The organism is Streptomyces sp. WY228, assembly GCF_019287315.1.
Taxonomy (GTDB): Bacteria; Actinomycetota; Actinomycetes; order Streptomycetales; family Streptomycetaceae; genus Streptomyces; species Streptomyces caviscabies.
In genome coordinates, this window is record NZ_CP079114.1 from 600,019 (window position 1) to 624,375 (window position 24,357).

General features: G+C 73.1%; 23 protein-coding genes. 15 read left to right on the top strand and 8 right to left on the bottom strand.

Translation table 11 applies throughout. The features are described 5' to 3' along the window. The first annotated feature begins 25 nt into the window (after nucleotides 1-25). Both KV381_RS02560 and KV381_RS02565 read left to right on the top strand, forming a co-directional pair. Nucleotides 26-1,168 (top strand): winged helix DNA-binding domain-containing protein, encoded by a 1,143-nt coding sequence (locus tag KV381_RS02560; protein ID WP_218784371.1) that lies wholly within the window; start codon nucleotides 26-28, stop codon nucleotides 1,166-1,168. A gap of 181 nt (nucleotides 1,169-1,349) precedes the next feature. Continuing rightward, nucleotides 1,350-1,589 (top strand): twin-arginine translocase TatA/TatE family subunit, encoded by a 240-nt coding sequence (locus KV381_RS02565; protein ID WP_030083122.1) that lies wholly within the window; start codon nucleotides 1,350-1,352, stop codon nucleotides 1,587-1,589. Between the two features lie 27 nt (nucleotides 1,590-1,616). Here KV381_RS02565 and KV381_RS02570 read toward each other — a convergent pair whose 3' ends face one another. Continuing rightward, nucleotides 1,617-2,192 carry an antibiotic biosynthesis monooxygenase gene (locus tag KV381_RS02570; RefSeq protein ID WP_218784372.1) on the bottom strand — a complete coding sequence of 192 codons (576 nt, stop codon included), beginning with the start codon at nucleotides 2,190-2,192 and terminating at the stop codon, nucleotides 1,617-1,619. A 168-nt stretch (nucleotides 2,193-2,360) separates the two neighbouring features. Between KV381_RS02570 and KV381_RS02575 the strand changes: the two genes are divergently transcribed. Next, nucleotides 2,361-2,582 carry a hypothetical protein gene (locus tag KV381_RS02575; protein ID WP_030629153.1) on the top strand — a complete coding sequence of 74 codons (222 nt, stop codon included), beginning with the start codon at nucleotides 2,361-2,363 and terminating at the stop codon, nucleotides 2,580-2,582. Nucleotides 2,583-2,672: 90 nt separating this feature from the next. Here KV381_RS02575 and KV381_RS02580 read toward each other — a convergent pair whose 3' ends face one another. Together KV381_RS02580 and KV381_RS02585 are read right to left on the bottom strand one after the other, a co-directional pair. Beyond that, a complete protein-coding gene (locus KV381_RS02580; protein WP_030083116.1) occupies nucleotides 2,673-3,608 on the bottom strand; it encodes a M56 family metallopeptidase in 936 nt (311 codons plus the stop codon). A 2-nt stretch (nucleotides 3,609-3,610) separates the two neighbouring features. Then, a complete protein-coding gene (locus tag KV381_RS02585; RefSeq protein WP_030083114.1) occupies nucleotides 3,611-4,042 on the bottom strand; it encodes a BlaI/MecI/CopY family transcriptional regulator in 432 nt (143 codons plus the stop codon). A 237-nt stretch (nucleotides 4,043-4,279) separates the two neighbouring features. Here KV381_RS02585 and KV381_RS02590 point away from each other — a divergent pair, with 237 nt between their 5' ends. The 3 genes from KV381_RS02590 (at nucleotide 4,280) to KV381_RS02600 (ending at nucleotide 6,359) form a co-directional block, all read left to right on the top strand. After that, nucleotides 4,280-4,855, top strand: a complete 576-nt coding sequence (locus KV381_RS02590) for a TerD family protein (protein WP_030083112.1) — start codon at nucleotides 4,280-4,282, stop codon at nucleotides 4,853-4,855. Between the two features lie 61 nt (nucleotides 4,856-4,916). After that, entirely contained in the window at nucleotides 4,917-5,498 is a 582-nt protein-coding gene (locus tag KV381_RS02595; RefSeq protein WP_030083110.1) for a TerD family protein, read from the top strand. Nucleotides 5,499-5,606: 108 nt separating this feature from the next. Next, on the top strand, nucleotides 5,607-6,359 hold the full coding sequence (locus KV381_RS02600; RefSeq protein WP_218784373.1) for a hypothetical protein: 753 nt from the start codon (nucleotides 5,607-5,609) through the stop codon (nucleotides 6,357-6,359). 31 nt (nucleotides 6,360-6,390) lie between these two features. On the opposite strand, the gene KV381_RS02605 is transcribed toward KV381_RS02600, so the two are convergent. The 3 genes from KV381_RS02605 to KV381_RS02615 form a co-directional block, all read right to left on the bottom strand. Further along, the gene (locus tag KV381_RS02605) at nucleotides 6,391-7,128 is read right to left on the bottom strand and encodes a gamma-glutamyl-gamma-aminobutyrate hydrolase family protein (protein WP_030629166.1); all 738 of its coding nucleotides are present in this window, start codon (nucleotides 7,126-7,128) and stop codon (nucleotides 6,391-6,393) included. 49 nt (nucleotides 7,129-7,177) lie between these two features. Next, on the bottom strand, nucleotides 7,178-8,659 hold the full coding sequence (gene eat / locus KV381_RS02610; protein ID WP_218784374.1) for an ethanolamine permease: 1,482 nt from the start codon (nucleotides 8,657-8,659) through the stop codon (nucleotides 7,178-7,180). 158 nt (nucleotides 8,660-8,817) lie between these two features. Continuing rightward, entirely contained in the window at nucleotides 8,818-9,561 is a 744-nt protein-coding gene (locus KV381_RS02615) for a FadR/GntR family transcriptional regulator (RefSeq protein WP_032787092.1), read from the bottom strand. 127 nt (nucleotides 9,562-9,688) lie between these two features. Here KV381_RS02615 and KV381_RS02620 point away from each other — a divergent pair, with 127 nt between their 5' ends. Genes KV381_RS02620 through KV381_RS02630 form a run of 3 tightly spaced genes read left to right on the top strand, consistent with a single transcriptional unit; the run spans nucleotide 9,689 to nucleotide 13,269 of the window. Continuing rightward, nucleotides 9,689-11,053 carry a glutamine synthetase family protein gene (locus KV381_RS02620; protein ID WP_030629169.1) on the top strand — a complete coding sequence of 455 codons (1,365 nt, stop codon included), beginning with the start codon at nucleotides 9,689-9,691 and terminating at the stop codon, nucleotides 11,051-11,053. Between the two features lie 30 nt (nucleotides 11,054-11,083). After that, the gene (locus KV381_RS02625) at nucleotides 11,084-12,478 is read left to right on the top strand and encodes an aldehyde dehydrogenase (RefSeq protein WP_218784375.1); all 1,395 of its coding nucleotides are present in this window, start codon (nucleotides 11,084-11,086) and stop codon (nucleotides 12,476-12,478) included. 5 nt (nucleotides 12,479-12,483) lie between these two features. Beyond that, nucleotides 12,484-13,269: a 3-oxoacyl-ACP reductase gene (locus KV381_RS02630; RefSeq protein ID WP_030083096.1), complete on the top strand. Its 786-nt coding sequence runs from the start codon at nucleotides 12,484-12,486 to the stop codon at nucleotides 13,267-13,269. A gap of 66 nt (nucleotides 13,270-13,335) precedes the next feature. Here the strand turns inward: KV381_RS02630 and KV381_RS02635 are convergent, their stop codons facing one another. Both KV381_RS02635 and KV381_RS02640 read right to left on the bottom strand, forming a co-directional pair. Then, nucleotides 13,336-14,541, bottom strand: a complete 1,206-nt coding sequence (locus KV381_RS02635; protein ID WP_030083094.1) for a helix-turn-helix domain-containing protein — start codon at nucleotides 14,539-14,541, stop codon at nucleotides 13,336-13,338. Next, entirely contained in the window at nucleotides 14,538-14,690 is a 153-nt protein-coding gene (locus KV381_RS02640; RefSeq protein ID WP_167396338.1) for a hypothetical protein, read from the bottom strand. Before KV381_RS02640 ends, KV381_RS02635 begins: the two co-directional genes overlap by 4 nt. Nucleotides 14,691-14,875: 185 nt before the next feature. Between KV381_RS02640 and KV381_RS02645 the strand changes: the two genes are divergently transcribed. The 6 genes from KV381_RS02645 (at nucleotide 14,876) to KV381_RS02670 (ending at nucleotide 24,354) form a co-directional block, all read left to right on the top strand. Next, on the top strand, nucleotides 14,876-15,859 hold the full coding sequence (locus KV381_RS02645; RefSeq protein ID WP_086778820.1) for a DUF3068 domain-containing protein: 984 nt from the start codon (nucleotides 14,876-14,878) through the stop codon (nucleotides 15,857-15,859). A gap of 252 nt (nucleotides 15,860-16,111) precedes the next feature. After that, nucleotides 16,112-17,293 carry a glycosyltransferase family 4 protein gene (locus KV381_RS02650; protein WP_218784376.1) on the top strand — a complete coding sequence of 394 codons (1,182 nt, stop codon included), beginning with the start codon at nucleotides 16,112-16,114 and terminating at the stop codon, nucleotides 17,291-17,293. Beyond that, nucleotides 17,290-18,009 (top strand): class I SAM-dependent methyltransferase, encoded by a 720-nt coding sequence (locus tag KV381_RS02655; RefSeq protein WP_030083088.1) that lies wholly within the window; start codon nucleotides 17,290-17,292, stop codon nucleotides 18,007-18,009. Before KV381_RS02650 ends, KV381_RS02655 begins: the two co-directional genes overlap by 4 nt. Then, on the top strand, nucleotides 18,006-22,304 hold the full coding sequence (locus KV381_RS02660) for an alpha-(1->3)-arabinofuranosyltransferase family protein (RefSeq protein ID WP_218784377.1): 4,299 nt from the start codon (nucleotides 18,006-18,008) through the stop codon (nucleotides 22,302-22,304). The genes KV381_RS02655 and KV381_RS02660 overlap by 4 nt, the downstream gene beginning before the upstream one ends. Then, nucleotides 22,304-23,632, top strand: coding sequence for a condensation protein (locus KV381_RS02665; protein WP_218784378.1), 1,329 nt, complete (start codon nucleotides 22,304-22,306; stop codon nucleotides 23,630-23,632). The genes KV381_RS02660 and KV381_RS02665 overlap by 1 nt, the downstream gene beginning before the upstream one ends. Further along, on the top strand, nucleotides 23,629-24,354 hold the full coding sequence (locus KV381_RS02670) for a bifunctional 2-polyprenyl-6-hydroxyphenol methylase/3-demethylubiquinol 3-O-methyltransferase UbiG (RefSeq protein WP_030083082.1): 726 nt from the start codon (nucleotides 23,629-23,631) through the stop codon (nucleotides 24,352-24,354). Before KV381_RS02665 ends, KV381_RS02670 begins: the two co-directional genes overlap by 4 nt. Nucleotides 24,355-24,357: the final 3 nt, after the last annotated feature.

The window sequence follows — 24,357 nt, forward strand, 5'->3', positions numbered from 1 at the left end:
GCCGGAGGAACGGATCGATGACCGCATGAGAATGACCGCACGGGGGCTCAACCGATCGACTCTCGCCCGGCAGTTGCTGTTGCGGCGGGAGGCGCTGGACGCCGCCGAAGGGGTGCGGCGGGTGGTCGCGCTCCAGGCCCAGCAGCCGGCCTCGCCGTATGTCGCGCTGTGGAACCGGCTCGCCGGATTCGACCCGGCCGGGCTCGACGCTGCGTTCGCGGACCACCGTGTGGTCAAGGCGACCATGATGCGGCTCACCCTCCACGCCGTGCACGCGGACGACCATCCGGCCTTCCGGGAGGCCATGCATCCGGTGGTGCGCGCCTCCCGGCTGGGCGGCCGCTTCACCGCGTCCGGGCTGACGGCTAAGGACGCGGACGCGCTGGTCCCCCGGCTGCTGGAGTTCGCGGACCGGCCGCGGACCACCGCCGAGTGCGAGGCCTGGCTGGGCGAGCAGCTGGGCGCGCCGCCGAAGGCCGGGGCGTGGTGGGGGCTGCGGCAGTACACGCCGCTGCTCCACGCGCCCACCGGGTCGCCGTGGTCGTTCGGCCACCGGCCCTCGTACATCGCACCGCGGACCGGTACGCCGCGCACGGATCCGGAAGCGTCCGCCGCGTCGCTGCGGACGCTGGCCCTGCGCTACCTCTCGGGGTTCGGGCCCGCCTCGGTCGCGGACGTGGCGCAGTTCGCCATGGTCACGCGGGCCAGGGCGCGGGCTGCGCTGGCCGGCCTCGCCGGTGGCCTGGAACGCCTGGCCGGTCCGGAGGGCGAGGAGTTGTTCGACCTGCCGGGCGCTCCGCGGCCGGACGGGGCGGAGCCGGCGCCGCCCCGGCTGATGGCGATGTGGGACAGCGTGCTGCTGGCGTACGCGGATCGTGGCCGGGTGCTCCCGGAGGCGTACCGCAGGACCGTGATCCGGGCGAACGGCGATGTGCTGCCGACTCTGCTCGTCGACGGGTATGTGGCCGGGGTGTGGCGTCCGGTGGCCGGGGGCGTCGAGGCGACCGCGTTCCACTCGCTGCCGGACGTCGTCTGGGAGGGGCTCGCCGCCGAGGCACGGTCGCTGGTGGGGTTCCTCGCCGACCGTGAGCCGGAGGTCTACCGCCGCTACGGCCACTGGTGGAGCCGCCTCCCGGATGCCACCGTACGTCTGTTGCCGGGGAGTTGATCCGGGATCCGGGAGGTGTGATCCAGGAACCTGCGAACGGATGCTCTACAGCCCTGTAGATTCACCTCTGCAGACGCAGCTCTGAAGATTCACTTCTGAAGATTCACTTCTGCGGATTTCAGCCCTGCGGATTCAGCCCTGCGGACTCGGCGTCCGGTCCGCTCCAGAGAAAGCAGCGACCATGTTCGGGATCGGCGAACTCACCATCCTTCTCCTGGTGATCGTGGCGGTGCTGGCCGTGAAACGGCTGCCCGATCTCACACGGTCGGCCGGCAAGGCGGCGCGCATCCTCAAGAGCGAGAAGCAGGCGCTCAAGGAAGACGACGGCCCCGCGGCCGGTACGACGGCGGGCGACGGCGAGGCGCCCCGGACGCCTCCCCGGGTGATCCGCGGCGAGGCGACCGAGCGCGAGACGCCGTAGCCCTGGAGAGTCCGGCGGCTCGGGCCCTCAGCGCCGGTCGTCGTCGAACGCCCGGAGGAGCGTGTACCGCCGGCAGTCGGCCTTTTCGCGCGTGGCGGCTTTGTGGGCGGCACTGTCGGTCCATTCGGCGACGACCTTCACCTGCTCACCGTCCGAGGTCAGATGGACGTGCGCCGCGAGCAGGCCCGGCGCCGGAGCGACGGCGGCTTCGGCGGCCTCCGCCGCCAGGGTGGTCACCACGAAGAGTCCGGTCGGCCGCTCCGCGTCGTGAACCACGCTGTCGGCGAGGCGGGTTCGGACCGGTCCGGGGCGCTCGATGCCGGGCACGAGCGTGTCGATGCGGCTGACGGTTCCGGTGCGATGGGCGCGGGCCCATGCCAGATGGTCCTCGTCGCTGGTCCACTGCGCGTAGAAGAGAAGCCCGCGGCCGTCCGTGGACAGGAAGACGTGCTGCGCCAGGCGCCCGGTGGGCGTCCTGGCCGCCGCCCACTCCTCCATCACCGCGTCAGCGGCCGCGAGGGACCGTTCGGCGGTGCCGGTATGCCATTCACTGATCAGAGCCGTTCCGGCCGCAGGGCGGACGAGATCCGAGAAACGTGTCATGGGCGCGACTCTCGATCATCAACCGCACTTGAGGTCAACCGCATGGCGGGAATCCTTCTGTCGTGGACACGCCGGGGAACCGTGCGGACACCCTCCGCAGTTGTGCGAATGGCCCCGACCGGGGCCGCCCGCCGTCAGGGCGGGGAGACACGCTCCCAGGAGGCAGCAGTGGCCCAGATCGACCTGGACAAGGTGCTCGACAAGGCTTACGCGGACAAGGACCTGCCCACCATCCTCTCGGCTCCCGTCTCGGCCCTGAAGGGCGTCTCGGACCGCGACGGCGAGCTGCTCCAGGAGGCGTTCGGCGTCAAGACGGTGGCAGATCTGGCCAACTTGAAGTACGCCCGTTGGGCCCAGGCACTCGCCGCGCTGGACACCAGCTCGTCCTGACCCGACGGCACGTCGTGACCTGACAGCACGTCGTGACCCGACGGCGACGGCCCGCCGGAGCGATCCGGTGGGCCGGGCGCCCCGCGACGGCTACAGCGGTGTCGCCGCCTCCAGGACGAGGAACAGCGCGACGGCCGCGTTCAGCGCGGACAGTGCGGAGACGGTCGTCCCGGCCGCGGCGACGAGCGCGGCGGCGCCTGCCGGGGTGAGGGCGGGCGGCCAGCCCCGGTCCGGCGGCACCGGGCCCAGGAGGGCCGCCACCCGGCGCGGCACCGGTCCGGCGGCGGCGAAGGCGGCGAAGGCCGTGCCGCCGGGTGCCGGGCGGGAGACGAGCGCCGCCTTGCCGACCGCGCGTGCGGTGAGCCGGCGGTCGCCGGTGACCCGGGCCGCCTCCTCGTCCGCCCAGCGCTCGGTGCTGTAGACCAGCGCCCCGAGCAGCGGCCACAGCAGCGGGTTGACGCATCCGGCCAGCCGCGTCGCGAGCAGCAGCCGGTGGTGGCGGCCCGTCAGATGGGCCCGCTCATGGGCGAACAGCGCCCGGTGCTCGGCCGGTTCGAGGGAGGCGAGCAGGGCCGTGGAGACCATCACCCGCCCCGGGGAGCCGGGGAGCGCATAGGCGTACGGGACGTCGTCGGGCAGCACGGCGACGTCGTCGGCGCCCGGCAGACCTGCCAGCGCCCGGTGGGCCAGGGCCCGGAAGCGGTAGTGGCGGTGGACGGTGAATCCGCAGGCCGCCGTGACGGCGACGAGCGCCAGGATGGAGGCCTTGCCCGCGAACGCGTCGTGCGGCACGGCATCGCGCACCTCGTCGTCGGACCAGCCGTCGGGCAGCGGGTTGCCGGGCAGCTGGGCCGTGCCCACGACCACCAGCAGCCCGAGGCACACCAGGCTGCAGGAGGCGAGGATCACGGCGACGGTGGTCAGCAGCCGGGCGGCCCTGCGGGGGTGCAGATGCTGTTCGGCCAGGCGGGCGATCGGCAGCGCGGTCAGGGGAAGGACGAGGGGCAGATAGACGAAGACCCCCACCGTCAGCGCTCCGGCCGGTCCGAGGGCGCGCCGGTTCCGTCGGGACCGCTCTCGGCGAGCAGGGCCCGCAGCAGGTCCTCGTCGTGCGAGGAGAGCACGGAGACGAAGCTGGAGAGCACCGCGTCACGGTCGCTCTGCTTGTCGAGGAGCCGACGCATCCGCAGGGCGGCGAGGCCCGCCTCGTTCGCCACGGGCTCCCAGAGGACGGGACGCCCCCGTCCGGTGCGGGTGACGGCCTGCTTGGCGTGCAGCCGCGTCAGGATCGTGATGACGGTGCTGTACGACAGGCCCGCGCCGAGCCGCTCCTGCACCCAGGCGGCGGTCACCGGCTCGCTCGCCCCGCCCAGCACCGACAGCACCTGGGCCTCCAGCTCGCCCTGGCCACGCCTGCGGACAGGCGTCTCCCGTTCGCCACCGGCTCCTTCGGCGTCCACGGCACGGCCCCTTTCTCCTTCTCGCCACCCGGGCGCGGCACTTCGCCCGCCGGGCATCGGGAAATCGTATCCAGCCGACGGCGGCACCGGCCACCGGCCGGGGCCGGACCGCTCGCCTCCTGGCCCCGAAAATCTACAGTGCTGTAGATTTTGTTCATGGTCGCAGTGTGTCCGCGCCGTCACCCGTGGCGTGGCCGCAGGCACGTGAACACCCGTCACCGCACAAGGGAGAACATCATGGGCGTGAGCCTCGCCAAGGGCGGAAATGTCTCGCTGAGCAAGGAGGCTCCGGGGCTGACCGCGGTCCTCGTCGGTCTCGGCTGGGACGTCCGCACCACCACCGGCGCCGACTACGACCTGGACGCGAGCGCGCTGCTCTGCGACGAGGCGGGCAAGGTGCAGTCCAACGAGCACTTCATCTTCTACAACAACCTGAAGAGCCCCGACGGTTCGGTCGAGCACACCGGCGACAACCTCACCGGTGAGGGCGAGGGCGACGACGAGATCGTCAAGGTCGACCTCGCCTCGGTGCCCGCGACCGTCGCGAAGATCGTGTTCCCGGTCTCGATCCACGAGGCGGAGGGCCGGGGCCAGAGCTTCGGTCAGGTGCGCAACGCGTACATCCGGGTGGTGAACCAGGCGGGCGGCGCGGAGATCGCCCGCTACGACCTCAGCGAGGACGCCTCCACCGAGACGGCGATGGTCTTCGGCGAGCTGTACCGGCACGGCGCCGAGTGGAAGTTCCGTGCGGTCGGGCAGGGTTACGCATCCGGCCTGAGCGGCATCATCGCCGACTTCGGCGTCAGTCTCTGAGCCGCCGGGATCCGGACCCGCACCTCCCACCCACGTCACGACAGGCACCGAAGGCGGCACGATGACGATCAACCTCACCAAGGGCCAGCAGGTCAGCCTCACCAAGTCCGGCGGCGGCGAGCTCGACGTCGTACGGATGGGGCTGGGCTGGAAGTCCGCTCCCCGTAAGGGATTTCTGGCACGGCTGACCGCCCGCGAGATCGACCTGGACGCCTCGGCGGTGCTCTTCGCCGGCCGTGATCCGCAGGACGTGGTCTTCTTCCAGCACCTGACCAGCGACGACGGTTCGGTCCAGCACACCGGGGACAACCGGGTCGGCGGGGCGGGCGAGGGCGGCGACGACGAGTCGATCGTCGTCGATCTGCGGCGGGTGCCGGCCCATGTGGACCAGATCGTCTTCACGGTGAACTCGTTCACCGGCCAGACCTTCGAGGAGGTCGAGGCGGCCTTCTGCCGGCTGGTCGACGAGAGCAACGGCCAGGAGCTGGCCCGGTACACCCTGACCGGCGGCGGACGGCACACCGCCCAGATCATGGCCAAGGTCCAGCGGACCGGCTCGGGCTGGCAGATGACCGCGATCGGCGCGGCGGCGGACGGGCGGACCTTCCAGGACCTCATGCCCGCGGTCGTGCAGCACCTCTAGGAACAACTCACCGGACACCGGAGGCGGGGGTGCGCGCCTGCCGGGCGCGCGCCCCCGCCTCCGGTGGGCGGCACACACCCACCACACCTGTATCGACCGAGGGACAGCATGGGCAGACCTTCCCGGCTCGGGGACGAGGACAGATCCGACTACGCGAGCGCGCTCGACGAGGTGATCGCCTCCCCGGAGATCCGACGCCTGCTCGAACGCGCGGGGCTCACCGGCGGTCGGCTGCGGGTCCTGGGCCTGGCTGCCGTCGCGCACACGACCGCCGCCGCCGACGCCGAGTACCGGCGGTACGCGGCGCTGCGGCGGCAGGCGCGGGGCGGGCGGCGGGAGGCCGGGGCGTCGCCGCTCTCCGGGCCGGGCGACCAGGAGCGGCCGGGCGCCGGGGTGCTGGCGGTCCTCGGGGTGCTGACGCCGGTGCTCGCCGCCGTGGCCGCGGCGACGTTCCTGGTCCTCGGGTACGGGCTGCGGCTCGCCGGAAGCCTGCCGGCCCTGGCGGGCACGCTCATCGGCGTCGGCTGGTCCAGTCTGGTGGTCGCGGCGGTCACGGGCCTGGTCGGCGTGGTCGCCCTCTACCGCACGGCGGCGCAGCAGCCGGCGGACGGCACGGCGGCCGTGCCCGACCGGTCCCCCGCCCTCCAGGACGCCCGTGAGGCGTGGCTCGCGGCGCTGCGCGACCGCGGGATCCGGCCGTTCCTGCTCCAGCAGCTCGCGGGGACGGCCACGCCTCCGGCCGACCGCGGCGAGAGCTCCGGCTTCAGCTCGCCGGCGTTCGCGGGGCCCGAGTTCTCCGGGCCGGGCTTCGAGAGTTCCGGCGGGGTCGCGGGGCCGCGCCTCCCTGACACCCGCCGCTGAGCCGAGCCGACCCGCGCACGCGCGGGTCGGCTCAGGCGCGTACGGGTGCTGCGGCTGCGGGCCGGGCGTCGGGCAGGCCCGCCGCTCCCCCGGCGGCCCGGACCAGGGCGGCCATGACCCGGGTGTCCTCGCCCATCTCCGGGTGCCACTGCACGCCGAGCACCAGGCTCCCGTGCCCGGGGAGCTCCAGGGCCTCCACGGTCCCGTCGGGCGCGTGGGCGGAGGCCACCAGGCCGGCGCCGAGGCGGTCGACCGCCTGGTGGTGGTAGGCGGGCACCACCGCGGTCTCCGGCACGGCGTCCGCGTACGCGGTACCGGGCACGGGGGTCACCGGGTGGCTGCCGAAGACGCCGGGGCCGCCGGTGTGGTCGTCCAGGTGCTGGTGCAGAGTGCCGCCGAGGGCGACGTTCAGGAGCTGCATGCCCCGGCAGATTCCGAGCAGCGGGACCCGCTGTTCGACCGCCGCCCGGATCAGGGCCAGCTCCCAGGCGTCGCGTTCGCGGGCCGGGGGGCCGGTACGGGGGTCGGCGACCGCCCCGTAGCGTGCCGGTTCCACGTCCGCTCCGCCGGCGATCACCAGTCCGTCCAGGGCGGCGACGGTGTCCCGGGCCGCGTCCGCCGCGTCGTCGGGCGGCAGCAGCACCGCGCGTCCGCCCGCCGCCCGGACGAGGCGCGGATAGGCGGCGGGCAGCAGCACGGCGGACATCTCCCACACACCCCAGCGGGCCGGATCCTGGTAGGTGCTGATGCCGATGACGGGCCGGGACATGGGACGTACTCCTCGTCGGGTCGTGGTGCTGGGCAAAAGGGCGCGGGGCTCAGTCGCGGGCGAGTTCGGCCTCGGCCGCTGCCAGGGCGGCGAACTCCTCCTCCGGGGCTCCCGCGACCAGCCGGTGACGGCTGTAGAGGGCGAAGTAGGCCAGGGCCACCGCGTACACGCCGAGCGCGATGAACGCCGCGTCGCGGTCCACCAGGAAGGTCGCCACCAGCGCCGAGCATGCCAGAACGAAGGCCACGGACGAGGTGAGCGCGCCGCCGGGGGTGCGGTAGGGGCGCGGCAGCTCCGGTTCGCGGCGGCGCAGCATCATGTGGGAGAGCGCCATGAGGGCGTAGCTGATCGTGGCGCCGAAGACGGCGACGTTCAGCATCCGGCCGCCGTTGCCGCTCCAGGCGGCGAGCGTGAACCCGATGACTCCGGGGATCAGCAGGCCGAGGTAGGGGGACTTACGGCGGTTGGTGAGGGAGAGGAAGCGGGGCAGGTAGCCGGCCCGGGAGAGGGCGAACAACTGGCGGGATCCGGCGAAGATCAGGGAGAAGAAGGAGGCGACCAGGCCGGCGAGGCCCGCGTAGTTCACGAAGCGGCTCAGGACGGTCGGCTCGCCGCTGCCCTGCAGAGCCACCACCAGCGGGTTTCCGGCCTCCTTGATGGCGTTGGCGCCCTGGGCGCCGGTGGCGGAGACGAAAGTGATGAGGGCCAGGAAGACCAGGACGCCGAGCGAGATGGCCAGCGCCTTCGGCATCGAGCGGACCGGGTCCTTGGCCTCCTCGGCGGCGAGGGGCACGCCCTCCACGCCGAGGAAGAACCACATGCCGAAGGGGAAGGCGGCCCAGATGCCGAGGAGGCCGTAGGGCAGCCAGGAGTTGGAGCCGAAGGCGGAGGCGTCCGCCGGGATGTCGTTGAGGCGGCCCGCGTCGAACTCGGTGAACGCGCCGACGGCGAAGATCAGCAGGGCGGCCACCGCGATGGCGGTCACCACCAGGCTGAAGCGGAGCGCCTCGCCGACGCCCCAGAGGTGGATGCCGATGAAGATCGCGAAGCAGGCGAGGTAGACGGGCCAGCCGGAGGTGAGGCCGAACAGGCCGAGCGATTCGACGTAGTCGCCGATGAAGAGGGAGATGGCGGCGGGGGCGAGGATGTACTCGATGAGGATGGCCGTGCCGGTCAGGAAGCCGCCCCAGGTGCCGAGCGCCCGCCGCGCGAAGCCGTAGCCGCCGCCCGCCGTGGGCAGGATGGCGGAGAGTTCGGCCAGCGCGAAGACCAGACACGCGTACATGACGCCCATCAGGACCATGGCCGCGGCGAGGCCGCCGAAGCCGCCCTTGGACAGGCCGATGTTCCAGCCGGAGAAGTCGCCGGAGACGACATAGGCGACGCCGAGGCCGGTCAGCAGGAGCCAGCCGGCGCTGCCCCGGCGCAGGGTGCGGCGGTGCAGATAGGCGTCCGTGCCGGACGCTCCCGGGTCACCACCGCCGGAAGGTCCGGCGGGTGATCCGGCGGGTGTTTCGGTTCCCTGAGCCATGAGCGCTCCCGAGGTCTGTCGGCTCCGCGGTGGGGAGTCGATGGCACTGCGTCGGTCAAAGGTTCGTCGGCACACCTTTGTGGAACGTAGGAGCGAATGGCAAGGGCCGTGCGTTAAAGAGTGGTTACGGATTCGCCGCGCCGGTCCGCCGGGCCGGCTCAGGCGAGGAAGCCGCGCAGCAGGGCCGCCGTGCCGCCGCAGTGTTCGCGCATCATCTCGCGCGCCGCGTCCGCGTCCCGGTCGAGCACCGCCTCGACGACGGCCGCGTGCTGCTGCTGGGAGTGCTCCAGGTTGCGCACCAGCAGCGGGATGCAGTCGAGGAGTTCGTTGAGGGTGGCCCGGACCGCGGCGTACTGGGCGGCGAGCGTGCGGGAGCCGGAGAGTTCGGCGAGCGTGAGGTGGAGCAGGGTGTCCTGGCGGCGGTAGTCCTCCAGCCGGGCGCCCTGCGTGGCGTCGAGCGCTCCCCGCAGCCGCAGCTCGCCGTCGGCCGTGAGCCCCTCGGCGCACAGGCCCGCCGCTCCGGCCTCCAGCACCTCGCGGAAGCGCAGGGTGTCCTCCACGTCGACGGCGGCGATCCGGCGGCGCAGTTCGTCGCTGCCGTCGCCGCCGTCGGGGGCGGCGGTGCGCGGCAGGACGAACGTTCCTCCGTAGCGGCCGCGGCGGCTCTCGACCATGTTCTGGTCCTGGAGGACCTTGAGGACCTCGCGCAGCGTGACCCTGCTGATCCGCAGCTGCTGGGACAACTCACGCTCGGAGGGCAGCCGTTCGCCGGGCGGGACCAGGCCGAGCCGCAGGAGCTGGAGGACCTGTTCCAGCGCCTCCTCGAAGCCGTTGCCCGCGCGGACGGGGCGCAGCACGGAGGCCGGCCGGCCGGTCGCGGCGTCCGGCTCGCCCGCCGTCACGTCGGTGACGGCTGCCGCCGGACGGGTGTCGTCCGCTCTCTCCCTCGTGGCCACTGGCGGATCCCCTTCCCAAGCAATGGTTCCCTGTCATACCTTAAGCCTCCCGGTTCACCCAAGGAGGCATCCCGTGGCAGACCGCACACCCCCGCTCGCCGTCGACGAGCTCCGCTCACGTGTCGCGGACGGGTCGATAGACACCGTGGTGCTGGCCTTCCCGGACATGCAGGGCCGGCTTCAGGGGAAGCGGTTCGCGGCCGGGTTCTTCCTGGACGAGGTGCTGGAGCACGGTACCGAGGGCTGCAACTATCTCCTGGCCGTGGACACCGAGATGCGTACCGTCGACGGCTACGCGATGTCCTCGTGGGAGAACGGCTACGGCGACTTCGGCATGGTCCCCGACCCCGCCACCCTGCGCCCCGTGCCCTGGCACGAGGGGACCGCCCTGCTGATCGCGGATCTCACCTGGCACGACGGCAGTCCGGTGGTGGCGGCCCCGCGTCAGATCCTGCGCCGTCAGCTCGACCGGCTGGCGGAGCTGGGCTGCACGGCCCAGGTGGGCACGGAGCTGGAGTTCATCGTCTTCCGGGACAGCTACGAGGAGGCCTGGGACCGCGACTACCGCGGGCTGACCCCGGCCAACCAGTACAACATCGACTACTCGATCCTCGGCACGGGCCGGATCGAGCCGCTGCTGCGCCGGATCCGCAACGAGATGCAGGAGGCCGGGCTGACCGTCGAGTCCGCCAAGGGCGAGTGCAATCCCGGTCAGCACGAGATCGTCTTCCGCTACGACGAGGCACTCACCACCTGCGACCAGCACGCCGTCTACAAGACGGGCGCCAAGGAGATCGCGGCCCAGGAGGGCGTCTCGCTGACCTTCATGGCCAAGTACGACGAGCGCGAGGGCAACTCCTGCCACATCCATCTCTCACTGACCGACGCGGACGGCGAGAACATGATGGCGGGCGACGGCGAGGGCGGGATGTCCGAGCTGATGCGGCACTTCCTGGCCGGTCAGCTGGCCGCCCTGCGGGACTTCTCCCTCCTCTACGCGCCCACCATCAACTCCTACAAACGCTTCCAGCCCGGTTCCTTCGCCCCCACCGCCGTCGCCTGGGGCGTCGACAACCGCACCTGCGCCCTGCGGGTCGTCGGCCACGGGCGCTCGATGCGCTTCGAGAACCGGCTGCCCGGCGGCGACGTCAACCCGCATCTGGCCGTCGCCGGTCTGGTCGCCGCCGGACTGTACGGGGTCGAGCACCGGCTGCCGCTGCCCGAGGCGTGTACGGGCAACGCCTACACCGGGGACTACGACCAGGTGCCGACGACCCTGCGCGAGGCGGCCGAGCTGTGGGAGGCCAGCCCCATCGCCAAGGAGGCGTTCGGCGAGGAGGTCGTCGCGCACTACCTCAACATGGCCCGGGTCGAACTGGCCGCGTACGACTCCGCGGTGACCGACTGGGAACTGCGCCGCTCCTTCGAACGCCTCTGACCGCTCCCTCTTCCTGATCGAGGTCCGTACGTGTCACAGCACTCCGCGGCGTCCACCCTGGACGTCCTGAACCCGGCCACGGCCGAGCTCATCGCCACCGTCCCCGCCGCCTCCGCCGCCGATGTGGACGCCGCCGTCACCCGCGCGGCGGCCGCCCAGGGGCGCTGGGCGGCCGCCGCGCCCGCCGACCGGGCCCGGCTGCTGCGCCGCTTCGCCGTGGTCGTCGACGAACACATCGAGGAACTGGCCCAGTTGGAGGTCCGCGAGGCCGGCCACACCATCGGCAACGCCCGGTGGGAGGCGGGCAACGTCCGCGATCTCCTCGACTACAGCGCGGGCGGGGCGGAACGGCTCCTGGGCCGGCAGATCCCGGTCGCGGGCGGTATCGACTTCACCGTCCTGGAGCCGCTGGGCGTCATCGGCGTCATCGCGCCGTGGAACTTCCCGATGCCGATCGCCGCCTGGGGTCTCGCCCCGGCCCTCGCGGCGGGCAACGCCGTCCTCCTCAAGCCCGCCGAGACGACCCCGCTCACCGCTCTCCGGCTGGCCGAACTCGCCCTGGAGGCCGGTCTTCCCGACGGGCTCTTCCAGGTGCTGCCCGGCGAGGGTCCGGTGGCGGGAAGCGCCCTGGTGGAGCACCCGGGCGTCGCGAAGATCGTGTTCACCGGCTCCACCCGGACCGGCAAGCACGTCATGACGCGCTGCGCGGAGCGCGTGAAGCGGCTCACCCTGGAGCTGGGCGGCAAGAGCCCCAACCTCGTCTTCGCCGACGCGGATGTGGCCGCCGCGGCGGCGGCCGCCCCGATGTCCTTCCTGGACAACGCCGGTCAGGACTGCTGCGCCCGGACCCGGATCCTGGTCGAGCGGTCCGTGTACGACCGCTTCCTGGAGCTGCTCGTCCCGGCCGTGGCCGCTGTGGTGGTGGGCGACCCGGCCGACGAGAAGACGCAGATGGGCCCGCTGATCTCGGCGCTCCAGCTGGAGCGGGTGCGGGGCTTCGTCGACGGGGACCGTGGCGCCGACGGCGTACGGACCCTTCTCGGAACGGCCCCCGAAGGCCCCGGGTTCTGGTATCCGCCGACCGTTCTCACCGGCGTCTCGCCGGATGCGCCGGTGGCCGTGGAGGAGGTCTTCGGGCCGGTCGCGGTGGTCCTGCCGTTCGAGGACGAACAGGACGCGCTACGGCTCGCCAACGCCACCGAGTACGGGCTCGCCGGTTCGGTCTGGACCCGGGACGTCGGGCGCGCGCTGCGCGTCGGGCAGGGTCTGCGGGCGGGCAACCTCTCCGTCAACTCGCACTCCAGCGTGCGCTATTCGACCCCCTTCGGCGGCTACAAGCAGTCGGGTCTGGGCCGCGAGCTCGGCCCGGACGCCCTGGCCGCCTTCACCGAGACCAAGAACGTCTTCATCAGCACGGAGGCCTGAGCACCATGACCGACACTTCTTCCGTCTGCCGCCGCCTGGTCGGCCGCACCGCCGTCGTCACCGGAGCCGGCAGCGGCATCGGGCTGGCCACCGTGCGACGGCTGGCCGCCGAGGGCGCGCACGTCGTCTGCGCCGATGTGGACGAGGAGCGCGGCAAGGCCGCCGCCGAGGAGGCGGGCGGGCTCTTCGTCCGTACCGACGTCACCGACGCCGAGCAGGTCGACGCGCTCTTCAAGGCGGCGTTCGACACCTACGGTTCGGTCGACATCGCGTTCAACAACGCGGGGATCTCGCCGCCCGACGACGACTCCATCCTGGACACCGGCCTGGAGGCCTGGCGGCGGGTGCAGGAGGTCAATCTGACCTCCGTGTTCCTCTGCTGCAAGGCGGCCATCCCCTATATGCGCGCGCAGGGCAGGGGCTCCATCATCAACACGGCCTCGTTCGTGGCCCGGATGGGCGCGGCCACCTCGCAGATCTCGTACACCGCGTCCAAGGGCGGGGTGCTGGCGATGTCGCGCGAGCTGGGTGTGCAGTTCGCGCGCGACGGGATCCGGGTCAACGCCCTGTGCCCCGGGCCGGTCAACACCCCGCTGCTCCAGGAGCTGTTCGCCAAGGACCCGGAGCGGGCCGCCCGGCGTCTGGTGCACATCCCGGTCGGCCGGTTCGCGGAGCCGACCGAGATCGCCGCCGCCGTGGCGTTCCTGGCGAGCGACGACTCCTCGTTCGTGAACGCCACGGACTTCCTGGTCGACGGCGGGATCGCCGGGGCGTACGTCACCCCGGTCTGATCCCGGCACTCTCCGGTACTCCCCCGGCGGCCGGACGTCCTCGGACGTCCGGCCGCCGGTCGGCGTTCAGCGCGGGGCCGCAGCCGGCTCGCCCCGCAGACGCTGGGCGCGGAGCACCAGGAGCATCTCGAAGCGCTGGTCCGGTTCGTCGATGGCGTCGCCCCACAGCTCGCGGATCTGCCGCAGCCGGTAGCGGGCCGTCTGCGGGTGGACGCCCAGCCGGGCGGCCACCTCGGGGGCGCCGCCGGGGGTCTCGATCCAGGCGAGCAGCGTCTCGGCCAGCCGCTTCGTCTGCGTCGGGCTGAGGCCGTCGAGCGGGGCGAGGCAGCGGCGGGCGGCGGCGTCGATCAGCTCCTGGGCCGGGAGCAGCAGCAGCTCCTCCGTCCGTTCGGTGCAGTACAGCACCTCGCCCTGCGGCAGCAGGTCCTTCTTGATCAGCTGGACCGCGGTCTCGGCCCAGCGCAGCGAGGTCGCCGCGGCCGCCAGCGGGACCGCCGGGCCGATCGCCCCGGACCAGCCGGCCGTGGCGCGCCGCAGGATCTCCGCGCGGCCCGCCGTGTCCGGATCCGGGATGACGATGCGCGGCTGCTCGCTCTCCATCTCCAGCAGGATGCCCTGCCCCACCGCGGGGGCCACGGCCTCGCGGGCCGGGCGCATGAGCACGCCCACGGCGATCGTCTCCGGGAGCTCCCAGCCGATCCGGGCGGCCCGCTCGGCCAGGCCCCGGCCCGTGTCGCCGCGGTGTTCCATCAGAAGGAGTTCGATCAGCTGACGCTGGAGGCGGAGCCGTTCGCTGGCGCGCCGGGCCGCCGCCTCGGCGTAGCCCCGTACCGACTGTTCCACGAGCCCGTCCAGATACTCGAATCCCGATTCGGCCAGCTCGTACATGGCGGGCGCGGGGATGTCGACCTGCTGGCCGATCTCGGCGAGCCTGCGCCAGGTGAGCCGGACCCCGAGGCGGTAGATGGCCTGAAGCGCGTCGAGGCTGCGGCCTTCGAGCCCTTCGCCCCGGCCGAACTCCTGGAACATCTCCGGCGGCACCCGTGGGTGGGCGCCCGCGGTGAGGTTGTGGACGAAGCCTTCGATGGCGCGGCGGATGCCGACGAGGGCCAGCGGCTCTCCGGACTCGTCCTCGACGAGGTGCAGATAGGGATATTCCTGGCGTATCTGGTACAGGATCGTCTGGGCGAGCTCCGGGGCCTCGGACCGGGCGATCGCCTCGAAGCGGTCGAGCTTCGACCGGGGGACCTCCTGCCAGGCGGGGCGCGTCACGGAGCCGCCGGGCCGGTGTCATAGCTGATCAGAGGGGTGTTGGGCTGGTCGGGAGTGGCGTCGAGCAGTGCCACGACACCGACCGCCGCGGCAACGGCGAAGGTCGCGGCCACCAGAACGGTGACGGTTGCGGCGATGAGTCTGCGCATAAGTCGGGTCAGCTCCTTGCTGGAGACGATCCCCACCCCTTCAGCCGGGCCCCTCCGGCTGGGACACAGTGTCGACAGCACATTGACATTCCGTCAAGGGCTTGCTTACTGTTCACGCCAATCAAGGGCTGACCGGCCCGGGGCCCGTGCACCTCCGCGAAGAGATTCGACCCAGGAGTGCCCGGATGCGCCACAACGCTTCACCCCTGTCGCTTGTCCTGCTGGGGGCAGGGGTCTTCCTGCTCGTCCTCGCGCCGCTGCTCGTCTGGTACGTCCAGCCGCATGCCAAGCGCACCCCCATAGACATCGACACCACCACCGTCTTCACCGGGACGGGCAGCTACTTCGACACCTCCGAGGTGGAGACGGTCGAGGGCAGAACGATCACGATCACCCGGCAGGTGCGCGGGGACGTGGCCGACAGCGAGAAGAGCGGCAACGCCGTGTGGGACGTGTCCACCTCGGTCGACCACCAGGGCACCCTGCCCGCCTCGGACCCCCGTGACGCCCTCCAGTGGACGCTGGAGCGCTGGGTGACCGACCGCTCCACCAACGAGCCGGTGCACTGCTGCGAGGAGTCCCCGGTCTTCGACGGGGAGGCGTATCTGAAGTTCCCCTTCGACGTCGAGAAGCGCTCCTACCGCTGGTGGGACAGCACGCTCGGCGGCGTGGTGCGGCTGTCCTACGCGGGTGAGAAGGACGTCCAGGGCTACTCCGGCTATCTCTTCAAGGGTGAGGTGGAGCCCACCAGGACCGGGGTGCGCCAGGTGCCGGGGCTGCTCGTGGGGAAGAAGAAGACCCCGCAGGTGCTGGCCGAGGAGTGGTATTCCAACAGCGGTATCGAGCTGGTCGCGGACCGGCGGACCGGCCGCATCATCAACGCGGCGATCGGACCGAAGAAGACGCTGCGCGCCCCGGGATCCACGAAGGACGCCGTCGTGCTGCTGGAGAGCAGGCGGGTGGAGTTCACCGAGGAGACCCAGCGCAAGCAGGTCGAGCTCGCTTCGGCGGACAGCGACCGGCTGGCGATGCTCGGCACGACCGCGCCGGCCGGGGCGGCCGGACTGGGCGGTGTGCTCACGATCGTGGGCGTCGTGCTCGTCGTACGGGGGCGTCGGACGGAGCCGGAAGCTCCGAATACTCACCTGATGACGATTCCGCACACCTGAGTTACCGGCAAGTTGTTGCACCGGTGAGTAGCCGGGTGCGTACCCGTGCCGAAAACTGTCTATCCCCACCAGAGCACGGCCCCCCGGTCTCGTCCTGTCCCCTCCCTCACCTTCCTTCCTCGTTCTTCTCCGTTCCGTACGTCGCTCTCTCCGTACGTCGCTTCTCCCCACCCTCACGCTCTCCGCCCCGTACCGCACGGCCCTCGACCCCGAGGGCCGCTTCCCCACATCCCGAGCCGAGTTGGAGCACCGATGCCCCAGCACGTACCTCCCCCACTGCTCGACGCCGTCGCACGCCCGGGTCAGGGCCCGGCGTCCGCCCCGGTTCCCGCCGTTCCCCGACGTATCGTCTTCCTCGCCCACCGCGACCTGGGCAATCCGGCCGCCGGCGGCTCCGAACTGCTGGTCGACCAGCTGGCCCTCGGTCTCACCGAGCAGGGTCACGACGTCACGCTGCTGTGCGGCGGGCAGGCCGCCCGCCGGTCCTACCGGGTCGTCTCGGCGGGCAGCACGCTGGGGCACTACGTCGGAGCGCGCTCCGCGTTCGCCCGGCACATCGGGGCGTGCGACCTGCTCGTCGAGGTCTGCAACGGCATGCCGTACCTCGCGCCCCTGTGGCACCGCGGACCCACGGTGTGCCTGGTCAACCATGTGCACACCGACCTGTGGGACATGCGCTTCCCGACGCCGGTGGCCCGTGCCGGGCGCAAGCTCGAACACTGGGCGCTGTCCCGGGCCTACCGCGACCACCTGATGATCGCGGTCTCCCCGTCCACGGCGGGCGCCCTGCGCGAACTGGGCGTGCCCGACCGGCGGATCCGGGTGGTGCACAACGGGGTCCAGGAGCCGAGCCCGCAGGGCGAGCGGTCCGCCACGCCGCTGTTCGTGGCGCTGGGCCGGCTCGTCGACTACAAGCGCGTCGATCTGCTGCTCCAGCTCTGGGAGCGGGTCCGGCCGGTCACCGGTGGCCGGCTCGTCATCGTCGGCGACGGCCCGGAGCGGGCCCGGCTGGAACAACTCGCCGGTCCGGGTGTGGAGTTCGCCGGTCATGTGACCGAGGCGGAGAAGCACCGGCTGCTCTGTGCCGCGTGGATGCTGCTGCACCCGGCGGCCGTGGAGGGCTGGGGGCTCGTCGTCACGGAGGCGGCGGCCCGGTCCACCCCGACCCTGGGCTTCGACGTGCCGGGGCTGCGCGACTCCGTCGAGGACGGGGTCACCGGGATCCTCGCTCCGGGCGCGTCCTCCTTCGCCGCCGCCTGGTGTGCGCTGGCGCTGGACGACGAGCGCCGCGAGACGATGGGCAAGGCGGCCCGCGAACGCGCCGCGGACTACCGGTGGACCTCCAGTGTGCGCCGGTTCGCGGCGGTCGCCGCCGAGGCGGCCGCCGGTGCGGCGAGCGGCCCGGGCGCCCCGGCGATCGGTGCGAGCGCGTGAAGGACCCCTCGTTCCGGCGGTCGGCCGCCCTGTTCCGCGCCTTCCTGCGCGAACAGGGCGACCCCGCCACCGCGTACACCCTGCTGGCCCGTGACGCGGCCGACCAGGTCGAGCGGCACGGTCCGCTCCGGGACAAGGTCGTCGTGGACATCGGCGGCGGCGACGGCTACTTCACCCGGGAGTTCCGGCGGCGCGGAGCGCACAGCTACCTCTTCGAACCGGATCCGGCGGAGATCGGCCCCGGGCAGCGCGCGGACACCGTCGTCGCCGACGGGTATCTGCTGCCGCTCGCCGACGGCGCGGCCGACGTCTGCTTCTCCTCCAACGTGCTGGAGCATGTCGCCGACCCCCACACCTTCCTCAGCGAGATGGCCCGGGTGACCCGCCCCGGCGGCCTCATCTACGTCTCCTACACCAACTGGCTCTCCCCGTGGGGCGGCCACGAGTGGGCGCCCTGGCACTATCTCGGCGCCGAACGCGCCCGGAGCCGCTACGAGCGGCGCACCGGCGGCCCGGCCAAACACCGGCTCGGCGAGAACCTCTTCAAGATCGGCGTCGGCGAGACGCTGAGCCATGTCCGGAGCCGTTCCGACGTGGCCGTCGTCTCGGCCCGCTCGCGCTACTGGCCCGTCCTTCCCCAGCTCGTGCCGCGGATCCCCGTACTGCGGGAGTTCGCCACCTGGAACCTCCTCCTCATCCTCCGGCGGTGTTCATGACCAGCGCTGTCCACCCACCCCGGCCCACGGCCCCGGACGGTGCGGGTCCCGTGCCGCCGGGCTCCTCCGAGGGCCCGCCCCCGCCCCGGTCGCGGCGTTGGCTGCTGGGCTTCTGGGCCGCCGTGTTCGCGGCGTTCCTCGCGGTGTCGCCCGGGCGGATGACGTTCGACACCAAGCTCGGCGTCGTCGCGGACCCCTGGCGCTTCCTGGGCGACCTGGGCGAGCTGTGGCACAGCCGGGCCGGGTTCGGCGGGATCGCCGACCAGTACGTGGGCTACGCCATCCCGATGCTGCCGTACTACGGGGCGGCCGACCTGCTGCACGTGCCGGTCTGGCTCGCGGAGCGGCTGTGGCTCTCGCTGATCGTGGCGACCGCCTTCTGGGGTGCGCTGCGGCTGGCGGAGCGGCTGCGGGTGGGCTCCCCGGCGACCCGGCTGCTGGGTGCGGTGGTGTACGCGCTGTGGCCGACGTACACGATCGTCGTGGGCTCGACCTCGGCCGCCGCCCTGCCGGGCGCGCTGCTGCCGTGGGTGCTGCTGCCGCTGACGAACCCGCGGCTGGCGCCGAGGATCGCCGCGGCCCGCTCCGCGCTGCTGATCCCGCTGATGGGCGGGGTCAACGCCGCCTCCACGCTGGCCTCGCTGCTGCCGGTGGGGCTGTATCTGCTGTCCCGGCCGGGCGGTCCGCGCAAGCGGGCGCTGCTGGCCTGGTGGATACCGGGCGTGATCCTGGCGACGGCCTGGTGGATCGTGCCGCTGCTGCTGCTCGGGACCTTCGGTGAGAACTTCATGCCGTACGTGGAGTCCTCGTACACCACCACGACGACCATGTCGGCGACGGAGATGCTGCGCGGCGGCGGGAACTGGGTCGGCTATCTGAACTTCGGCGAGGCCTGGCTGCCCGCCGGCTGGACCGTCGCCACCGCGACCGTCACCATCCTGGGCTCGGCGCTCGCCGCCGCCCTGGGTCTGGCGGGTCTGGCGCGGCGTGATCTGCCCGAGCGCCGCTGGCTGGTGCTCACGGTCCTGAGTGTCGCGCTGGTGACGCTCGCCGGTTACGGCGGTGCGCTGGGCGGGCTGTTCCACGGGACCGTGCAGGACTGGCTGGACGGCTGGCTGGTGCCGTTCCGGAACATCTACAAGTTCCAGACGGGTGTGGCGCTGGCCCTGGCGCTGGGGCTCGCGCACCTCACGGCGGTGGCCTCCGTCGCCGTCGCGGCGCGCCGTGGCGGCGACGCGGTGCGGGCCCGCCGGCTCGCGCCGGTGGTCGCCGCCGTGATCGTGCTGCCGGGTCTGGCCTGGCCGTACGTCAACGGCTCGATCCTGCAGACGGGTTCGTTCCAGCAGCTGCCGACGTACTGGGAGGCGACCGGGGGTTGGCTGAAGAAGAACTCGGCGGACGACCGCGCCCTGGTGGTGCCGGCGACCGCGCACGGCATCTACACCTGGGGCTCCCCCATCGACCAGCCGCTGGACGTGCTGGCCGACTCGCCCTGGGCGCAACGGGATTACGTGCCCTTCGGCACGCCGGGCAACCGGCGGGCGATGGACGCCGTCGAGCAGGCGCTGACCTCCGGCGGTGAGGTTCCGGGGCTGAGCGAGTATCTGAACCGGGCCGGGCTGCACTATGTGGTGGTCCGCAACGACCTGGACCCCGACCAGCTCGGGTATGTCCCCACGACGACGGTGAAGCGCACCCTGGAGGCCTCCGGGTACCGGCGCGTGACCGGGTTCGGTCCGGTGATGACCGGCGGCCGGATCGCCGCGGACACTCCCGTACAGGTCGAGGGCCTCTATCCGCGGCAGCGGGCCGTGGAGATCTACGAACCGCCCGCCGGGACGGAGCGTCCGGGCCGGGCGAGCACGGCTCCGGTGGCCTCGACGGCCGTCGTGAGCGGCGGGCCCGAGTCGCTGCTCCCGCTGTCGGCGAGCGGCGCGCTGGAGGGCCGGCCGGCCGTGCTGGCCGGTGACGCGCACCCGGGTCTGGGTCGGCCGTCGCTGTACGCGGCGGGCGACGGGCTGCGGCGCGCGGACACCCGGTTCGGGCTGGTCAACTCCAACACCTCGTACACGTACACCGCCGACGAGCGCAACGCCGCCGAGGCCGCGCAGGATCCGGGCCGGAGCCCCCGGCAGATCCTGCCGACGTCCGGCGCGGAGCACCAGACCACCGCCGTGCTGCGCGGGGCGAAGAAGGTCAGCGCCTCCTCGGTGGGCAACTGGCTGTTTCATCTGCCGCAGTACGACCCGGTCAACGCGTTCGACGGGAATCCGGACACCGGCTGGGCGGAGGGCTCGCCCGGCTCGCCCGAGAACGAGTGGGTGCGGATCGACTTCACCGCCCCGACGGATCTTCCGGGCTCGCTCCAGGTGACTCCGCTGCCCGGCGCGAACGTGCGGGCCGCGCCGACCGTCGTCCGGGTCGAGACGGACCGGGGCTTCAAGGACAGTCCGCTGCGGACGGACGGGTCGGCGCAGCAGGTGGCCGCGCCCGCCGGGCAGGCCGCCTGGCTGAAGGTGACGATCCTGGAGTCGCAGCAGGGGCGTCCGGGGCTCACCGGCGCCGGGTTCACCGACATCGCGATCCCCGGGGTGCAGGTGACCCGGATGCTGGAGCTGCCCACGGACGCGCCGCGCGAGGGCGCGGACTCCACGGTCTACTCGCTGCGGCGCGGCAGCGACCCGGGCGGTCTGTCCTCGGTGGCGGCCGAGGTCGGCCTGCACCGGCAGTTCACCGCCCAGGAGGCGGGCCCGTACAAGGTGTCCGCCAGCGCGGTTCCGGTGCCCGGGGACGAGCTGGACAAGCTGCTGTTCGACCTGACGGGCGAGCGGGACAAGATCGAGGTGACGGCCGACTCCACCGCGCGTCTGGGCACCAACCTCAGTCCGCGCAATCTGACCGACGGTGATCTGACCACGGCGTGGATCGCGGGCGAACGCCCCGTACTGCATCTGTCGTGGCCGGAGAAGAAGGAGGTCGGCGAGATCGTCTTCGCGGCGGCCGGCGGTCTGTCCACCCGGCCCGAGCAGGTGCAGATCAGTTCGCCGGACGGTACGGCGGTGGCCGCCGTGGACGAGAACGGCATGGCCCGCTTCTCACCGATCACCACCGACCGGATGGACATCACCATCTCGCGTCAGGCCCCGCTGACCGTCCACAACCCGGTCGCCGACGACCAGTTGCAGCTGCCGGTCGGTCTGAGCGAGGTCTACGTCCCGGCGCTGGAGGAGTACCGCTCGCCGCAGCCGAAGCCGGACAAGACCTTCAGCCTGGCCTGCGGCAAGGGACCGGTCCTGTCGGTGGGCGGTACGTTCCTGGAGACCCGGGCCGAGGGCCGGGTGCGGGACCTGACCCAGCGCCGCCCCATCGAGGTCACGCCGTGCACGAAGGACGGCACGGTGGAGCTGGCCGCCTCGTCCACCACCGTCGAGGCGGGGGACGCGGGACCGCTCGCCATCACGGACGTCACGCTGAGCAAGGGCACCGCCGAGGCCGGGGCGAGCACGCCGCGGTCGGTGGACGTCGAGCAGGGCGACGGTGACCGGCGCACGATCGCCGTCGGCCCGGGCGCGGCCTCCTACCTCCAGATCCACGAGAACCACAACGCGGGCTGGAAGGCCACCCTGGACGGCAAGGAGCTGACGCCGCTGCGGATCGACGGCTGGCAGCAGGCCTGGCTGGTCCCGGAGGGCGAGGGCGGCAAGGTCACCCTGGAGTACGAGCCTGCCCGGATCTACCAGGTGGGTCTGATCGGTGCGGCGGTGCTGCTCCTGGTGCTCGTGGGACTCGCCTTCGTACGCCGGCGGGGAGCCGGTCCGGACGGGTCCGAGGAGCGGTCCGTGCCGCCGGGGCCGGGTCTGGTCCTGGGCACGGTGGCGCTCACCCTGGTGGGTGTGGTGATCGCGGGGCCGCTGGCCCTGGCGGTGCCGCTCCTCGCCGTACTCGCCCACTTCCGGCCCCGGTGGCTCGCACCGATGGCGTTCGCGGCGATGGCCGCCGCGGGTGTCGTCGCGGCGGTGGGCACCGGGGACACCACGGCGGCGGACGAGGGCGCGTTCGGTGCGACGGCCCAGTTCCTGGCCCTGGTCGGTCTGTTCGCGGCCCTGGTCACGGTCGGGCGCGGACCGCTCGGCCGGCGGGCCGCCGGTGGCCCGGGCACGGCCGCCCCGGCCACGGCGGGCGGCGATGCGCCCACGGTTCCGGCGCAGTCCGCCGCGCCCTCGGGCCGGACGCTGTCCACCGACCCGAAGCGGCCGCAGGGAACGCCGCCGCCCCGTCCGGGAGGGAGCGACTGATGGCGACCACGCAGCAATCGCGGGCGCGGGGCGGCGGGCCCCGGCCCGGCCCCCCGGTGCGGGTGCCGTTCCCGGTGGTCGACGAGGTGGCCCGGCACTGCGAGCAGGACGCCGAGCCGAACACGGTGCACATCGAGATCCATCTGCCCGGCCGGGTGGACGAGGGGCGGCTGCGCTCCGCGTTCGCCGAGGCGCTGGCCCGGCACCCCCGGGCGCTGATGCGGGAGCGCCCCCGGGCTGCGTTCGCCCGGCGCTACGAGTGGGAGCTGACCGGGAGCGCCGACCCGGATCCGGTCTCCTTCCCGCCGTCCGGGCCCGGGGCGCTCGCCCGGGCCCGGGCCCGGGCGCTGGACCAGGCCCCGCCGCTGACCGCCTCGCCGCCGCTGCGGCTGGACGTGGTGCGGGAGCCGGGCGGCGAGGGGTGTGTGCTGGTGTTCGCCGTGCACCACACCGCTCTGGACGGCCCGGCGTGCATGCGGCTGGCGGCGACGGCCGCCGAGGTCTACGGCGCGCACCGCGCCGCGCCGGCGCCCGCCCCGGCGCGTCCGGCGTCCGAGCCGCCCGCCGGGGAGTCCCCGGCGGCGCCGCTGGCCCGGCCCGCCCGGATCGCGGCGGGCGCGCCGGGGCCGTCCGCGGTGCCGGGCAACGCGATGCTGCTGGCCGAACTGCCGGTCCCCCGGCGGGAGTCCGGGGCGCCGTACACGGTGAACGACCAGCTGATGGTGGCCACCGCGCTCACCGTGGCCGACTGGAACCGAACGCAGGGCGCGCCGGGGGCCGACCGCAGACCGCTGCGGATCACCATGCCGGTCGACGACCGCACCCGGGGGCCCGAGATGCCGATCGGGAACGGCACCCGGCTGGTGGAGGTCGGTTTCGCCGCCGCGGAGCTGCTGCCCGGGGCGGACGTCGCCGCCCTGCTCCGGGCGACCGCCGAGCGGACCCGGGCGCTCAAGGCGCGCCCCCGGCCCCCGTTGGGCCGTGCCGCCTCGCTGCTGACCGCGCCGCTGCTGCCGGTGGCCGCCCGTGCCGCGGTCACCCGGGGGCTGCGGGTGCTGGCGGGGCCGTGGACCTCGACGACGCTGCTGAGCAACATCGGCCGGGTGCCCTATCCGCTGGACTTCGGGGAGGCGGGCCGGGCGACGGCCGTGTGGTTCTCCGCGCCCGCCCGGATGCCCCGGGGGCTGACGTTCACCACGGCGTCCACCGGCGGCCGGCTGCACCTGGCGCTGCGCTGGTCGCGGACCCTGCTCGGGGACGAGGACGGCGTGCGCCTGCGCGAGATGTTCACCCGTCACCTGGCCTCGACGTCCTCGGAGACCGTATGACCGGCACCGCCTCTCCCCCGCCCGGGCTGCGGGACTTCTACGAGAACCCGGCCGTGCCCGTCGCCTCGGGCGACGGGCGCAGCAGACGGCAGGCCCGGCTGCTGGCCGATGCGCTGGACGCGCCGGGGCAGGTGATCCTCGACATCGGGTGCGGCGACGGCACAGCGGCGGCCACGGCGGCCCCGTTCCTCGCCGGGCACCGGCTGATCGGGGTCGACTGGTCGCAGGACGCGCTGCGCCGGGCCCGGCCCCGGATGGGGGCGGTGGTGCGCGGCGAGCTGGAGCACGGCGGGCTGCCGCTGGCCGACGGGTGCGCGGACGCGGTGCTGTTCAGCGAGATCCTGGAGCATCTGGTCGATCCGGACCAGGCGTTGGACGAGCTGCGGCGGGTGCTGCGGCCCGGCGGCCATCTGATGCTGTCCACCCCGAACCTGGCGGCCTGGTACAACCGGGCGCTGCTGCTCGCCGGGGTGCAGCCGGTGTTCTCGGAGGTCAGTCTGCGCGGGATCCACGGCCGGCCCGGCTCGGAGGTGGTCGGGCATCTGCGGCTGTACACGGCCCGGGCGCTGCGCTCGTTCCTGACGGCGTCCGGCTTCACCGATGTGACGGTCAAGGGCGCCCCCTTCCACGGGGTGCCGCGGCCGCTGCGGCTGCTGGACCGGGCGGCGTGCGCGGTGCCCGGGGCGGCCTCCATCCTGCTGGCTCACGCGCGGCGGAGGTAGCGC

Excerpts from the sequence above, each read along its gene's own strand:
- KV381_RS02565 (WP_030083122.1), top strand. The coding sequence starts at position 1,350 with ATGTTCGGGATCGGCGAACTCACCATCCTTCTCCTGGTGATCGTGGCG.
- KV381_RS02645 (WP_086778820.1), top strand. The coding sequence starts at position 14,876 with ATGCGCCACAACGCTTCACCCCTGTCGCTTGTCCTGCTGGGGGCAGGG.
- KV381_RS02650 (WP_218784376.1), top strand. The coding sequence starts at position 16,112 with ATGCCCCAGCACGTACCTCCCCCACTGCTCGACGCCGTCGCACGCCCG.
- KV381_RS02600 (WP_218784373.1), top strand. The coding sequence starts at position 5,607 with ATGGGCAGACCTTCCCGGCTCGGGGACGAGGACAGATCCGACTACGCG.
- KV381_RS02665 (WP_218784378.1), top strand. The coding sequence starts at position 22,304 with ATGGCGACCACGCAGCAATCGCGGGCGCGGGGCGGCGGGCCCCGGCCC.
- eat (WP_218784374.1), bottom strand. The coding sequence starts at position 8,659 with ATGGCTCAGGGAACCGAAACACCCGCCGGATCACCCGCCGGACCTTCC.
- KV381_RS02595 (WP_030083110.1), top strand. The coding sequence starts at position 4,917 with ATGACGATCAACCTCACCAAGGGCCAGCAGGTCAGCCTCACCAAGTCC.
- KV381_RS02630 (WP_030083096.1), top strand. The coding sequence starts at position 12,484 with ATGACCGACACTTCTTCCGTCTGCCGCCGCCTGGTCGGCCGCACCGCC.
- KV381_RS02670 (WP_030083082.1), top strand. The coding sequence starts at position 23,629 with ATGACCGGCACCGCCTCTCCCCCGCCCGGGCTGCGGGACTTCTACGAG.
- KV381_RS02560 (WP_218784371.1), top strand. The coding sequence starts at position 26 with ATGAGAATGACCGCACGGGGGCTCAACCGATCGACTCTCGCCCGGCAG.
- KV381_RS02605 (WP_030629166.1), bottom strand. The coding sequence starts at position 7,128 with ATGTCCCGGCCCGTCATCGGCATCAGCACCTACCAGGATCCGGCCCGC.
- KV381_RS02660 (WP_218784377.1), top strand. The coding sequence starts at position 18,006 with ATGACCAGCGCTGTCCACCCACCCCGGCCCACGGCCCCGGACGGTGCG.
- KV381_RS02570 (WP_218784372.1), bottom strand. The coding sequence starts at position 2,192 with ATGACACGTTTCTCGGATCTCGTCCGCCCTGCGGCCGGAACGGCTCTG.
- KV381_RS02590 (WP_030083112.1), top strand. The coding sequence starts at position 4,280 with ATGGGCGTGAGCCTCGCCAAGGGCGGAAATGTCTCGCTGAGCAAGGAG.
- KV381_RS02640 (WP_167396338.1), bottom strand. The coding sequence starts at position 14,690 with ATGCGCAGACTCATCGCCGCAACCGTCACCGTTCTGGTGGCCGCGACC.